At 53.4% G+C, this 12,793-nt stretch carries 11 protein-coding genes and 1 tRNA gene; 5 read left to right on the top strand and 7 right to left on the bottom strand.

Annotation, left to right across the window (positions count from 1 at the left end; genetic code table 11):
* Positions 1 to 2: 2 nt before the first annotated feature.
* From AAH450_RS01850 to AAH450_RS01835, 4 genes are all read left to right on the top strand, one after another.
* Positions 3 to 79 (top strand) — tRNA-Pro (locus tag AAH450_RS01850).
* A gap of 153 nt (positions 80 to 232) precedes the next feature.
* Positions 233 to 1,057 (top strand): glycosyltransferase family 17 protein, encoded by an 825-nt coding sequence (locus tag AAH450_RS01845; RefSeq protein ID WP_342908647.1) that lies wholly within the window; start codon positions 233 to 235, stop codon positions 1,055 to 1,057.
* Positions 1,058 to 1,206: 149 nt separating this feature from the next.
* On the top strand, positions 1,207 to 1,413 hold the full coding sequence (locus AAH450_RS01840; protein WP_318790889.1) for a hypothetical protein: 207 nt from the start codon (positions 1,207 to 1,209) through the stop codon (positions 1,411 to 1,413).
* 71 nt (positions 1,414 to 1,484) lie between these two features.
* Positions 1,485 to 2,261 (top strand): 4'-phosphopantetheinyl transferase family protein, encoded by a 777-nt coding sequence (locus tag AAH450_RS01835; protein WP_342908646.1) that lies wholly within the window; start codon positions 1,485 to 1,487, stop codon positions 2,259 to 2,261.
* Positions 2,262 to 2,347: 86 nt separating this feature from the next.
* Here the strand turns inward: AAH450_RS01835 and AAH450_RS01830 are convergent, their stop codons facing one another.
* The 3 genes from AAH450_RS01830 to apbE all read right to left on the bottom strand — a co-directional run bounded on the left by AAH450_RS01830 (position 2,348) and on the right by apbE (position 5,796).
* Positions 2,348 to 4,000: a multidrug ABC transporter permease/ATP-binding protein gene (locus AAH450_RS01830; protein WP_342908645.1), complete on the bottom strand. Its 1,653-nt coding sequence runs from the start codon at positions 3,998 to 4,000 to the stop codon at positions 2,348 to 2,350.
* Positions 4,001 to 4,088: 88 nt separating this feature from the next.
* Entirely contained in the window at positions 4,089 to 4,733 is a 645-nt protein-coding gene (alkB, locus tag AAH450_RS01825; RefSeq protein ID WP_342908644.1) for a DNA oxidative demethylase AlkB, read from the bottom strand.
* 22 nt (positions 4,734 to 4,755) lie between these two features.
* Entirely contained in the window at positions 4,756 to 5,796 is a 1,041-nt protein-coding gene (gene apbE, locus AAH450_RS01820; RefSeq protein ID WP_342908643.1) for an FAD:protein FMN transferase ApbE, read from the bottom strand.
* Positions 5,797 to 5,955: 159 nt separating this feature from the next.
* Here apbE and AAH450_RS01815 point away from each other — a divergent pair, with 159 nt between their 5' ends.
* Positions 5,956 to 6,084 (top strand): hypothetical protein, encoded by a 129-nt coding sequence (locus AAH450_RS01815; RefSeq protein WP_318790884.1) that lies wholly within the window; start codon positions 5,956 to 5,958, stop codon positions 6,082 to 6,084.
* Between the two features lie 75 nt (positions 6,085 to 6,159).
* On the opposite strand, the gene ompC is transcribed toward AAH450_RS01815, so the two are convergent.
* From ompC to AAH450_RS01795, 4 genes are all read right to left on the bottom strand, one after another.
* Entirely contained in the window at positions 6,160 to 7,275 is a 1,116-nt protein-coding gene (gene ompC, locus AAH450_RS01810; RefSeq protein WP_342908642.1) for a porin OmpC, read from the bottom strand.
* A gap of 595 nt (positions 7,276 to 7,870) precedes the next feature.
* On the bottom strand, positions 7,871 to 9,040 hold the full coding sequence (locus tag AAH450_RS01805; protein ID WP_342908641.1) for an HlyD family efflux transporter periplasmic adaptor subunit: 1,170 nt from the start codon (positions 9,038 to 9,040) through the stop codon (positions 7,871 to 7,873).
* Positions 9,037 to 11,190 (bottom strand): type I secretion system permease/ATPase, encoded by a 2,154-nt coding sequence (locus AAH450_RS01800; RefSeq protein WP_342908640.1) that lies wholly within the window; start codon positions 11,188 to 11,190, stop codon positions 9,037 to 9,039. Before AAH450_RS01800 ends, AAH450_RS01805 begins: the two co-directional genes overlap by 4 nt.
* 35 nt (positions 11,191 to 11,225) lie before the next feature.
* A complete protein-coding gene (locus tag AAH450_RS01795) occupies positions 11,226 to 12,551 on the bottom strand; it encodes a TolC family outer membrane protein (RefSeq protein WP_342909547.1) in 1,326 nt (441 codons plus the stop codon).
* Positions 12,552 to 12,793 lie beyond the last annotated feature (242 nt).

Raw genomic sequence — 12,793 nt, 5'->3', positions numbered from 1 at the left:
GTCGGCACGTAGCGCAGCCTGGTAGCGCACTGTCATGGGGTGTCAGGGGTCGGAGGTTCAAATCCTCTCGTGCCGACCAAATTTTCAAGGTATTATCATTAAGCCCGTTAATTCTTCAGAATTTCGGGCTTTTTTGTATTTTTTATTCTGTTCAGCATCTGAATCATTATTTTTTATTTTTTGTTTACTAAAATCACTTTCAATAAGTTAAATCCTTCTGCTGGGACTGCTGATGATTTACGATTGTTTTTTATATTATGATGAAGATATGTTGTTGGACCTTCGGTTACATACGTTGTCAGAGGTAGTCGACAAGTTCGTCATTGTTGAGTCAACCCACACGTTCACAGGCAAACCGAAGCGTTTAAATTTTAATAGAGAGAAATTTAAGCGGTTCGAAGATAAAATTATCTATGTTGTGTTCGATCAACCTCCTCACCTGGATGCCTGGCAGAACGAAGCCGATACCCGAAATTGGATTATGGCGGGCCTCGTTGAGGCTGAGCAAGACGACCTGATACTCGTTTCTGACGTTGATGAGATCTTTAATCCAGCCATCATTCCCTCTATCAAAAAGAACAAACTGTGCACCGTCATACATCAAAATTTTTATAACTATCACTTTAATCTTCAGGTCTTTAACACCAACGGCACGCCCCGTAAATGCACATTACCCAAAGCGATCGCCTATAAAAATCTGGTGGGCTTTTTTGGGGGTAAACCCGAGGAGCTACGTAATACAAAGCGCTCATCTGTTAAAAGAAGCAGATTAAAATGGCAATGGTTGAAATGGAACACAGCTGTTATAGCCGATGGCGGATGGCATTTTTCCTGGATTATGACCCCACAACGCATTGCTGAGAAAATGTCTTCCATTTCACATACTGAATATGATTTGCCTGAATTCAATAACCCTGATCACATAAGTAAAGTTATTGAGCAAGCGGAAGATATCTGGGGCAGAGACCGAAAATTACAAGTGCAACCTTTAGATAAAGGCAATTTTCCACGCTATTTAGTTGATAATCAGCATCTCTTCAAAAAGTTTATCAAATGATGCAAGGCACGAAAGAGTGAGAACTTAATCACACTATTATGTGGCGAAAATCTCAATCTGCCACGCTGCAACAAAACTGTCACGAAACTAACATACGCTGTCGCTACACTTTTCTGGCAACATTGCACCAACCTACCCGGTGACTGAAAATGGCGATAATTAAAGCAAAGAATTTCAAAGATGCGGATGAGATGCTGCACTCCGGTATCAGTAAAGTCGAACTGGCGTATGACATCGATAGCGACGATTTTTTCCGGCTGGCGAGCCACTGGTGCGATCGTGGCGCTAAAATTTCTCGCGGAAACAAACATTTCGTGGTTTCGCTGAAAAACTTTGCCATCCCCTCTAACGACTGATCGCTTTTTTGCTCTTAAGCCTCTAACCTGCTTAAATTACGCTTTATCAAGATAAGCAGGTCAGGTATACGGTGCCCATCCAGAGTTTGCCGGACTCCCAGAGCGTCCCCTATCTTCTGCCGCTGAAACCTTTAGCGCTCGCCGATTCAGGCGGTTTTATCACTGACGTGACCTTTCGCTCCCCAGCCGATCACCCCGATGTCTGCCTTATTCAGGCCAACTACAACCTTGCCTGTTTTGATGAACAGCTCTTTACTACTCTGCGGCTGCCCGTCCCCTTGCATCTGAATAAGGCTGTGCGGAAACGCCGCGCAGAATATCTTGCCAGCAGAGCGCTGGTGCGACACGCGCTCTGCCGGCTGGGAAGCGATCCCTGGATTCTGGCGAACGATGCCAGCAGAGCGCCGCTGTGGCCAGCAGGATTCTGCGGCTCGCTCTCACACAGCACGCAGGAAATAGCGCTGCTGCTGGCTAAAGCAGAGAGCGGCAAGCTGTTGGGCGTGGACTGTGAGCAGGTGATGCGGGCAGAGACGGCAGAAGCGATGCAGGAGAACATTATTACGCAGCAGGAGAAACATCTGCTGATGCAGAGCGGCCTGCCCTTCCCCGATGCGCTGACCCTGGCCTTTTCGCTGAAGGAGAGTCTTTATAAAGCGCTCTCTCCCAGGCTCAGAAAATTTATGAGTTTCAGCGAGGCAGAAATCGTGTTCTGTGCGCCGCGGGCAGAGAAAGTCCTGCTGCGGTTAACAACCTCGCACTCCAGTGAGTTTCCGGCAGGCAGAGAATTTACCGGGCGGGTAGAGAGAACCTCATCCCGCATCCTTAGCTGGATTGTTGAGGCCCTCTGAGAGAAAAACCTCAACCTGAACCTCACCATGCACGGCAAGGCCGCTTCAGCGTTAGTGACGCGTCACCCGCGCTGAAGCACCAGGTACTACATAACAACGTCTGTGCGTTTGACCGCGTCCAGCGTAGCCAGCTCCCGCTCTTCCCCGGACAGTTCGCTCAGCTTGCCTTCACGCATCTCCAGCAGACGGTCGGCATGCAGGAAATAGTGATCGTCATGGCTGATGGCAAAGACCGTTTTCCCCATCTCCTGTAGCCACGGCAGCAGCTCACGATAGAAGATACGGCGGAAGTGAGGATCCTGGTCAGCTGCCCACTCATCCAGCAGCAAAATATCGCGCTGCTCAGCTGTCGCCAGCAGCAGAGCCAGCCGCTTGCTCTGCCCTTTTGACAGCTTAAGATTAAGTACCTTATTGCCTTCCAGCTTAAGTTTGTCCTGCATTTTCAGGCGTTCAAGCCAGAGCTGTACCTTTGCCGGGTCAGCCGCTTTCCCCTGGTTGTCGATTAGCCGGTCAAACAGATGCACATCGGTAAATACCGCTGAAAACAGGCTGCGGTAGCTGCCGATATTTGCAGCATCTATGACTTCGCCATCCAGCAGGATCTGCCCGGATACCGGCTGGTAAAGCCCGGTGAGCAGCATCGCCAGCGTCGATTTCCCGCTGCCGTTGCCGCCAATCAGGAAGACCAGCTCTCCGCGCTTCAGCGTCATGTTGACCGGCCCGACGGCAAAACCGCTATCGCCATAATGAAAAACAAGGTCACGTAGTTCCAGCGTCTGCCAGTTTTTGCTGACGGCAGGAACGGTGAATTCAGGCTGGTACGGCGTCAGCTGGAAGGTGTTTAGCTTATCGAACGCCACCTGAGCAGTCAGCAGCGTGGGCAGTGCTCCCACCGCAGAGAGCAAAGGTGTGCGCAGGAACAGCAGCGTCAGTGAATAGGTCGCTGCGACGGCAGTGTTCGCCCAGCCAAGCCCGTTAGCCATATAGAAGACCAGGCCAATTGCACCCAGCATCATAATATTCGACCAGTTTACCGCGCTGAGATGGAAAGTATCGGCGCGCACAATATGGTGCCGGTAGTTGCGGGCATCTTCCTGATAAACCGTTTCATAGATCAGATGAGCGCGCTGGCGGTTAAGGGCCAGCTCTTTCCGCCCTTCAATAATGGTCTGGTAGTCCGTGTAGAGGTTATCCTCAATCTCACGGAGCCTGGCCATATGGCGGTAGACTTTTGCCACCAGCAGCCAGCCGCCAATAATGGTAATCGCCACCCAGACGGCGGTGATAAAGAGCATTTCCGGCGAAAGCCAGGCGAGGTAGGCGGCTGCGCCCAGAGTAAGGATAATCCCCTGAATCAGCTCAGGCAGACGGACAAAAGCGATGGTGATATTGCGCACGTCGCTGGTGAGTCCGGCCAGCAGCTGTGCGCTACCAATTTGCTCGATACGCTCGACCTGGGTATCGAGAATACGTTTGATAAATTCACCGCGCAGGCGATAAACAAAATGGTGTCCAAGCAGCGTCAGGGCAAGCTGTGAAGCCAGGGTCACGGCCATTAACAGCAGCAACAGCCCGAGGAATTCAGGCAGAACCCAGACTGACGAATTCATGGCAACAATCAGCTCGCGGTTGATAAAAGCGATCAGCCCAATGCCAAGCGCCGCACTAAGCAGGCTGAGAACAATAACGAAAACAAAAGGCCAGCGATATTGCCGGTACACCACGCGAAGCAACTCCATGACACCATCCAGGTAAGAACAAGGCAGTGTGCAGTTTAATGAGTCGCCAGACGATATCAATTATAATTCTCATCCGCCTCTTTTTGCGCTAGCGAAAAGCACGCCGGAAGGTCAGGTTAAAGCGGAAAGCGCCGGTAACGGGATGACTGCCTGGCTTAAGCGGCAGAATGCCATGGAACCTGAGCCGCGAGGGGCCGCCCCAGACCACCACATCGCCATGCTCCAGCAGCACCCGCTGGGTGGCATCACTGCGCTCGAAACCGCCAAACTGGAACACCGCCGGCAGCCCAAGCGAGACGGAAACTATCGGCTGCTTCAGATCCTGTTCATCTTTATCCTGATGCAGCGTGAGTCTGGCGCCTGGCTCATAGCGGTTGATCAGGCAGGCATCTGGCGAAAATTGCGGGAAACCCGCCGCCTCCGCACAGCTGCGGGCAAGAAGACGAAAGCGGTCCGGCATAGCGGGCCAGCGGCGGCCGCTGACGTTATCACGTTCGCTGTACTGATAGCCTCGTGAATCCGTAGACCAGCCGAAATCTCCGCAGTTGGTCATCGCTACCGACATGCGGTGACCGCCAGGGGTGATGCGATGATGAAACGGGTTCTGTGTGGAGATCTCCTCCACCAGCCTCATCAGTTCTTCCGCTTCATCCCGTGCATGCCGCCGCAGGATCACTGCGCCCTCCGCCAGAGGTTCGGCCCACGGCGCTTCTTCACTAAACAAATCCAGCATAATGACTCCTCCGCTGTTGCTGCTATTGCGGCAGAATAAAGGCTTTAAACTGCGGCGACATCCAGGTGGTAAAGCCGTCGTCCTGCTTCTGGATCAGATAAACCGCCAGATGTTCCCGCAGCGCCAGCGCTTTGGCTTTCTCTTCGCCCAGCACCATCAACCCGGTATCCCAGCCATCCGCTTCCAGCGCCGTGGTGGCAATCACCGTGGCAGAAACCAGTTTATGCTGAATGGGCCGCCCCGTCGCCGGATCGATCACATGAGAGAGACGTTTGCCATCCAGTTCATAATAGTTGCGATAGCTGCCAGAGGTACTGATGCCATGCCCTTGCAGATCGACCACCGCCTGCACGGCGTTCTCTTTATCCGTGGGCTTTTGAATCGCAACCTTCCAGGGCTGACCCTGTGCGTTTTTACCGCGTGTCAGCACCGCACCACCCACAGAGACAAGGTAGTCAGTAATCCCCTCTTCCTCCATCAGTCTGGCAAGATGGTCAGTGGCAAACCCTTCTCCCATGGTAGAAAGGTCGACATAGAGGTCTGGCAAGTCTTTCTGTAGGTAAGCGCCATCGGCACGCTGAATAACGCGGAGATGCTGTAGCCCGGTGAGCGCCTTAGCGGCGTCAATCTGCGCCTGGTCCGGGATAGTGACCGGCTGCTTTTCAGGCCCGAAGCCCCATAAATTCACCAGCGGCCCCACGGTAATATCCATCGCTCCGGCGGTCATCTTGCCGATGCGCAGAGAGAGGGTAACAATATCAGCCATATTATCGCTCACCGGCTGGGGTTCACTGCCGCGATACTGATTAAAGCGTGACAGCACCGACTCTTTTTTCCAGGTCGAGAGCTGACGATCGTCTTCATCTAACTGCTGCTGCACCGCTTTTTGCAGGCTGGCTTTACGCTCCGGGGGGACGTTTGCCAGGCTGATACGCCAGAATGTTCCCATTGTGCGTCCTTCTAAAACCAGCGCGGAATGGTCGCGACTCTGGTTATGATCGTCACACCCTGAAAGCATAATAAATGCTGCCATAGCAATAGAATACAGCCAATTCTTCTTCATTAAGCGCAATCAACCTGTAGTTAATTTTGGTCCGAAATAAGGCATTTCAGGCAGTTAGGTGCGGAAAAACCCGCTTGATCTTCTCGGTATTGCTCACCAGGATACGTAGTGAACGCAGGCCATAAAAGGCTGCCAATAAGTGATTTCAAAGGAGATCCTATGATCTATTACCTCCTCCTTGCGGTGAGCCTGGGGCTGATTATCTTTTCAGGCTATAAGCATTACAAGCAGACGCATACCAAACAGCTCTTTCGTCCACGTCACCGGCATCATCGGGCAAATAACTAGCGAAAAAAGAGACAGGAAGTGAGAAGGGAACGGCAGTAAAACGAGGGAGCGCAGCGGCCTGCGCTCCCTGACAACTCAGAACTGGTAAACCAGACCCAGTGCCACAACGTCATCAGTGTTGATGCCGGTAGCGTCGGTAAAGTTGTTGTCATCCAGCAGGTTGATTTGGTAATCAACATAGGTGGACATGTTTTTGTTGAAGTAGTAGGTCGCACCCACATCAACATATTTTTTCAGGTTCTGCGAGCCGTAACCTTCAATGTCGCTGCCGCGGGAGCTGACAAAGGCCAGGGATGGGCGCAGACCGAAGTCGAACTGATACTGAGCAACCAGTTCCCAGTTGTCTGCGGTGTTAGCATAGCCGTAAGTGTTCGCATCGCTGGCACCAAAACGGGTGGCGTTTTGTGAGCGGGTGTACATGGCCGCCAGATAGATGTTGTTAGCGTCATATTTCAGACCGCCGGTATAAGCAGTAGCTTTATCGCCACGGCCCAGAATGGTATCAGTGCCCGCCGAGCCGCCGTTCTGTTCGTTAGTCCGGTCGGAGCTGAACATGGCCGCACCGATAGCGAACCCTTCGCCCAGATCGTAAGTGGTAGAGAGACCCCATCCATCGCCGTTACCAGCCAGAACGTCACGTCCGCCCTGTTCGGTTGCGCTGTCGTTTTTGCCCTGATACTGAACCGCAAAATTCAGGCCATCCACCAGACCAAAGAAGTTATTGTTACGGTAGGTTGCCAGGCCGTTAGAGCGCTGGAACATAAAGTTGTCTGCGCCATAAGTATCGCCACCGAACTCAGGCAGAACGTCTGTCCATGCGCCGATGTCATACGCCACGCCATAGTTACGACCATAATCCAGCGATCCTGCATCGCCAAATTTCAGACCGGCAAAACCTACACGGGTAAAGCTGTCAGCGGTGCCTTCAGACTCAGCGTTGTTCAGCGCAGCCTGGTATTCCCACTGACCGTAACCGGTCAGCTCATTGCTGATCTGGGTTTCGCCTTTAAAACCAAAGCGAACATAGGATTGATCGCCATCAGAACCGTCGTTATCGGAGAAATAGTGCAGGCCGTCTACTTTGCCAAAGAGGTCAAGTTTATTGCCATCTTTGTTATAGATCTCTGCCGCACCTGCTGAACCGGCGATCAGCATCGCTGGGACCATCAGGGAGAGAACACGAAGTTTCATTTTATTACCCTCTAGTTATATGCCTTATTTTGCCACTGCGTGCTGAACGTCGAATATTCAGCCGGCAGAGCCATGTTAGTGCGGCAGGCGTAATAATCTATAAAGAAAATGATACGAAATTTCCGATTGGGTTTCAGGATGTAAGATAGATATTGCTAAATGTAATTTTTGGGGAACTTTTCATCAGCACGTATTGATAAAAAATATCGCCCGCAACGTCATAAAAATGCCTTGTGCCTGTAATTCATAGGGTTAGGTAAGAGCGCCATGCTGAGCACTGAATGATAAAAAAATATGGTCATCAGGTTATACAATGATCCCGCTATCATCATTTTATTTAAGTATTACCTTCATTCACCCCGAATGTGATGTTTTACCCTATTTCCCGCCGAACCTTGTGTTCGGCATTTTTTTATTCTTTTTTTGCTGCTTAAATGTCAATTTAAGTAAAGATAATCCCCCTGAAACAATAACTCCCCCGATGCGCTTTTTTTTTCCCTGTTTCAGCACAAATTAATAATTAATAGCGCCACTGAACGGCATGTTAATTAATGGCAGAAAGTAACATTGATAAACTATTCAGTGGCGTTACTTCCTAGCGTTCTCTCATCGATTCTTTAACTTTATTCAACGGCTTAATCAGATAATCCATTACCGATTTCTGACCGGTTTTAATCTCCACGTTGGCCACCATTCCCGGCACGATAGGAAATTTCCTGCCCGCTTTGTTGGTCAACTCTGCTGTTTGCGTACGGACATAGACGCGGTAGTAGTACTGATCGCGCTTTACCTCATCCTGAAGCGTATCTGGCGAGACGGTTTCAACCTCGCCGGGCAGATTGCCATAGATGGAAGAGTCATAGGCGGTGACTTTCACCGTGGCGGGCAGCCCCGGTCTGATATAGGCGATATCGCGTGGGTTGATGCGCGTTTCAATCAGTAACTGATCTTCCAGCGGCACAATCTCCATCAGTTTGCCGCCGGGCTGTAACACCCCCCCCACGGTGGTAACCTGAATATCCTTCACAATACCGCGTACCGGTGAGTAGATTGTGGCGCGGGTGAGCTGATCCTCTTTACCGGTCACCACCTGTAGTTGCGCATCCAGATCGGCATTGTTTTTCACCTGCTCTTCGCGTGCGCGCACTGCATAGTCATTTTTTGCTTCGTCAATTTTTCCCTGCAAATCGCTGACCTGACGGCGAAGGCGGATCACTTCCACCTCTCCTGCTGCCCCTTTGGCTACCAGCGGTGCGGTCATGCGTAATTCCTCCTGCACCAGTTTCTTCGACTGCTCCAGGTTGCTGACCGTTTCTGAAAGGTTGCGACGACGGGACTGATAAAGCTGCGTTTCCCGTGCCACCAGCTCCGGCTCTTTAAGGGTTTCGGCGCTGAAGGCTAGCGGAGCGCCCGTCAGCTCGGCCTGTAGCCGCTCGGCGGAAGCGCGAAGCGTGCGGGCTTTGGAAGCGGCTTCACCAAAGTTGGACTGAAACCGCGTAGGATCGAGCCTGGCCAGTACCTGCCCCTTCTCGACGATATCGCCTTCGTGCACGTTAAGCTGATCGACAATTCCGCCATCCAGGCTTTCAATCACCTGCGCACGGCTGGAGGGCGTCACCTTGCCAGTCCCGACGGTGACCTCATCCAGAATGGCGAAATGTGCCCAGACAAAGAAAATCACCAGCGCGGCCGTACAGAGCCAGATGATTGCCGAAGTTTTTTTTTCGCTCTGTTTAAGGTTGCGGTCCACCATAATCAGACTCATGCTGCATCCCCCCGCGAGACGTTTTGTTTCGCTGTCTGCGCCGTGGCGCTACGGATGATCTCATCTCTCGGGCCGTCAGCAATAATGCGGCCGTTATCCATCACCACAATCCTGTCCACCAGCTTCAGCAGCGCGGGACGATGCGTCACCAGCACCAGCGTGCGTCCGGAAAGCCATCCCTGCATCTGGCGGATAACGTGCTCCTCCAGCTGCTCATCCATTGAGGCGGTAGGCTCATCCATCAGCACCACCTGCGGCTGACGCAGGATCATCCGGCTGAGCATCACCATCTGACGCTGCCCGCCAGAGAGGCCACGCCCCCCTTCATTGATTATGCGGTCCAGGCTGGCTGCATCTTGCTGAACCAGACTGAGCGCGCCGCTGATACGCAGCGCCTGTAGCATCTCCTGTTCGCTGGCATGGGGATTGCCCAACATCAAATTTTGCCGCAGGGTGCCAAAAAACAGCCTGGAGTCCTGGGATAACCAGCCCAGCTGGCGCCGGAGATCTACCGGGTCAATGCGGCGAATATCCACGCCATCCACAATCACTTTGCCCTGGGTCGCCATCGCCTGCCCGGCAAGCAGCCGTAGCAATGTCGATTTTCCGGCACCCACTTTGCCAAGAATGGCGATGCGTTCACCCGGCTTGATCTGTAGCTGGCCGACGGTAATCACATTTTTCACATTCTCTTCGTCATAGCTGTACTGCACTCCTTTCAGATCATAGTGTCCGGTCAGCGTCGGGCAATGTGCCATCTCGCCCTCTTCAACCTGATCCAGCGGCTTTTTCAGCAGCTCATCCAGCCCGCTCATGGCGCTTTTAGCATGCTGCCAGCGAGAGAACACCATGGTCAGCTGCATCAGCGGGGCGATAGTGCGGGAGGAGAGCATACTGCTCGCCACCAGCGTACCTGTGGTGATATCCCCGCTCAGCACCAGATAAACCCCAAACACCAGCATGCTGGCGTAGGTCAACTGCTGAACCGTAGAAGCCCAGCCGGTGAGACGTGCACCCCACAGGCGCTGCTGCATGCCCACTGCCGCACTCACTTCATGGGTTTGTTCCCACTGACGCTGGAAATAGGGTTCCGCCTGCAAAGACTTAATGTCTTCAATGCCTTCAATAGTTTCCACCAGCACCGCATTACGCAGCGCACCCTCACGCAAGCCCTCTTTCGCCAGCTTCGCCATAGGGATCTGCACCAGCAGGCCGGGAATAACGATCAGCGGGATCGCCAGCAGCGGGATAATCACCAGCGGGCCACCAATAAAAGCCATGATAAACAGAAACAGGATCACAAAAGGCATATCGGCTGCGGCGCCGACGGTGGTGGAGGTGAGCAGCTCACGAACCTGATCGATCTCACGCAGCTGTGAGATAAAGGAGCCGGTTGATTTTGGCCGCGCCTCGTTACGAATGTTCATCGCACGGGCAAAAAGCATTGAGGAGACTTTGAGGTCGATGCGTTTTCCCATCAGATCCGACACCTGCGTGCGCATCAGCCGGATAAGATATTCCATTACGGCGGCGATCAGAACCCCGGAGAAAAGCACCCACAGCGTGGCTTCTGACTGCGCCGGGATCACCCTGTCGTAGATCTGCATGGAGAATAAAATTCCCGCCAGCGCCAGCACGTTCCCCACCACAGAGGCGAGAGAGATCTCCATAATCTTCCGCCCCATGCCGCGGAAGTTCTCCCAGAACCAGTGCTTTTTATAAGGCTTAACGAATTCATCAATACGCGCGTCACGCCCACGTGCCGCCACGCCAACAATGCCAACCTGCTCCTGACATTGCGCCAGCAGCAGCGCCAGTTCGCTTTCACGTACCACATCGCCGCCGTCGCTGAGCCAGTAACGCGCTTTTCCTTCCGCATCAATGTTCTCCACCACGACCACGTTGCCGTTTTCCATGATCAGGATCACCGGCGTGACTTCCTGCCGCCAGCGGATTTTGTCGCGCGGCATCATAGTCATATGCAGCCCCAGCAGGCCCGCCAGTCTTTCAAGCTGCTGTTCGGGTGCCAGGTGCTCAAACCAGCGCATCTGCTGGCGTAAAGTAGAGCCATCCGCAGGCTTGCCAAAGCGCGCGGCTACGCGCAGCATGGCGTCGATCCAGTTATCGGTGGTTGCGGTCTGTTTGTTCATAGTACTGCCTTAAATAGTTGCGTGTGCGCCTGGCGTCACAGTGACGGGAGGGTTTGCCCACTGGTAGCTTCGCGATCGATCCCCATGATATCCAGCAGGTTATCTACCGCTGCGGCATAACGAACCGTGGCGTCCCAGCCATCGTACAGCGCCATCAGGCGGCTGCTGTCAGCCTGAAACACATCCTGCTCCACGCTCAACAGGTCGTTGAGGCTGCGCTTGTTCAGTTTGTATTCATCGGCATAGACCGAACGGGTATGGTCAGCGCTGCCAAGCTGCGCCTCTCCCGCCGTCTGGCGCTGCTGCGCGCCGATCATGTCGGCATAGGCTGTAGAAGCATGCTGGTTAATATCGAGTTTCGACTGCTGAATGGCGGCTTCTGCGGCTTCCCTGTCGCCCTCCGCTGCGCGGGTTTTGGCATTGACCAGCCCGCCCTGATAGAGCGGCGCTTCTACCTGCAATTGCAGTTCATCATCCCAGTAGGAGCGGCTGTCGTTTTCATAGCGGGTCCGGCCAGCCTGAACTCTGATGGTGGGCCAGTGATTAGATTGTGCCTGGCGGACTCGCTCCATCGCCGCTTCCTGTTTGGCCTGCGCACTGCGCACGGCGGCACTTTTTTCGTAGGCGATTTTGTCCAGAGTAATTTGCTGATCCAGCAAAGATTGTGGCAGCTCGGGTAGCTCGCTGGAGACCACACCGGTCAGCACGGTAAGCTGCGCCTGGGCAGAGCGGGCCTGAGCGCGATACTGCTCCAGCGTGGCGTGCATTCCGGCGATACGGGTTTCTGCCTGCAACACGTCCGACTGCGAGCTTAATCCGGCGTCCGCACGCAGTCTGGCGATATCACGTACGCGCTGTAGCGAGGCCAGATTATTGTTTGCGGCCTCAACCAGCGCCCGATACCGCTTCACCTCAAGATAGGCGCGTAATGTATCCTGCGCCACGGTGGTCATGGTGTCGTAGAGGGCATAGCGATAGGCATCGGAGAGCTTATGCTGTTCATCTATTGCGCCGCCGGTGCGGCCAAAGTCATACAGGAGCTGACTTAAAGTGATGCCACCAGAGCCATTGTTGTTCAGGCTCCCCGCCGAGTCGGTCTGATGCGAACGCCCGCCGGAAGCTTGCAGGGAAATTTGCGGATACCACGCACTTTTAGCGGCATCCAGGTCAGCTTCACCGACATGAATTTGCGCGGCGGCCTGAGAAATTTTGGGGTTACGTGCAAACGCGCGAAGGATGGCATCGCGCAGGGTGAGGGTAGCTATTTGCTCTTCGCTGGGTGCCGCTCGCCAGTTAAACTCCGCTTTTGGCTCCTTGGCCGCCAGCACGGGCTGTGCCAGAGAGAAGCAAAGCCCACCCATACAGAATGAGAGCCACACTCTCTTCATCTTACTGCCTGAATACACCATCAAAATTCCCTTGTACACCTGAGAAAAAGGTAAAGTCATGCCGGAAAAGATAAGATTATCTTTATGCCACAGGCACAGATAAGCCAGCGCCAAAGAGGGAGCTGAGCCGGACCCGGTGTTCAGGGGGATTACGGCGTAATCCGCAACAGGCGAAAGGGTTAATATTCCTGCCCTGTCGTCTGGCATAAAAAATG

This window comes from Erwinia magellanica (assembly GCF_039023495.1).
GTDB lineage: Bacteria > Pseudomonadota > Gammaproteobacteria > Enterobacterales > Enterobacteriaceae > Erwinia.
This window is presented reverse-complemented; position numbering and strand designations above follow the sequence as displayed.

What these genes read in the sequence shown, in the direction of transcription:
- AAH450_RS01845 (WP_342908647.1), top strand. Translation starts at nt 233, where the DNA reads ATGATTTACGATTGTTTTTTATATTATGATGAAGATATGTTGTTGGAC.
- AAH450_RS01840 (WP_318790889.1), top strand. Translation starts at nt 1,207, where the DNA reads ATGGCGATAATTAAAGCAAAGAATTTCAAAGATGCGGATGAGATGCTG.
- AAH450_RS01830 (WP_342908645.1), bottom strand. Translation starts at nt 4,000, where the DNA reads ATGGAGTTGCTTCGCGTGGTGTACCGGCAATATCGCTGGCCTTTTGTT.
- alkB (WP_342908644.1), bottom strand. Translation starts at nt 4,733, where the DNA reads ATGCTGGATTTGTTTAGTGAAGAAGCGCCGTGGGCCGAACCTCTGGCG.
- apbE (WP_342908643.1), bottom strand. Translation starts at nt 5,796, where the DNA reads ATGAAGAAGAATTGGCTGTATTCTATTGCTATGGCAGCATTTATTATG.
- AAH450_RS01815 (WP_318790884.1), top strand. Translation starts at nt 5,956, where the DNA reads ATGATCTATTACCTCCTCCTTGCGGTGAGCCTGGGGCTGATTATCTTT.
- ompC (WP_342908642.1), bottom strand. Translation starts at nt 7,275, where the DNA reads ATGAAACTTCGTGTTCTCTCCCTGATGGTCCCAGCGATGCTGATCGCC.
- AAH450_RS01805 (WP_342908641.1), bottom strand. Translation starts at nt 9,040, where the DNA reads ATGAGTCTGATTATGGTGGACCGCAACCTTAAACAGAGCGAAAAAAAA.
- AAH450_RS01800 (WP_342908640.1), bottom strand. Translation starts at nt 11,190, where the DNA reads ATGAACAAACAGACCGCAACCACCGATAACTGGATCGACGCCATGCTG.
- AAH450_RS01795 (WP_342909547.1), bottom strand. Translation starts at nt 12,551, where the DNA reads ATGGGTGGGCTTTGCTTCTCTCTGGCACAGCCCGTGCTGGCGGCCAAG.